Annotated in this window: 1 protein-coding gene; it reads left to right on the top strand. The window is 46.1% G+C overall.

Annotated elements, in window-relative coordinates:
- A partial coding sequence (gene csrA / locus R0J87_RS23820) for a carbon storage regulator CsrA (protein ID WP_498889492.1) occupies positions 1–182 on the top strand: 182 nt, incomplete at its 5' end.
- Between the last annotated feature and the right edge of the window lie 61 nt (positions 183–243).

The following is a 243-nucleotide window of genomic DNA, read 5'->3' as shown; positions in this document are numbered from 1 at the left end:
GTCGCGTAGGTGAGACGCTAATGATCGGTGACGAAGTAACCGTGACCGTACTTGGCGTAAAGGGAAATCAGGTTCGCATCGGTGTTAATGCGCCGAAAGAAGTGTCTGTTCACCGTGAAGAGATCTACATGCGTATACAGGCAGAAAAAGATACCGGAACACAGGGTTCAGGTAACTACTAATTCCTGTTTTATAAAGAGGTCGGCTAATTAGCTGGCCTTTTTTGTTTTTGTGCGCTGACAA

The organism is Halomonas sp. SIMBA_159 (genome assembly GCF_046536035.1).
GTDB lineage: Bacteria > Pseudomonadota > Gammaproteobacteria > Pseudomonadales > Halomonadaceae > Vreelandella > Vreelandella venusta_A.
The sequence above is the reverse complement of the archived record's forward strand: the minus strand, read 5'-3'. Positions and strand labels throughout refer to the sequence as shown.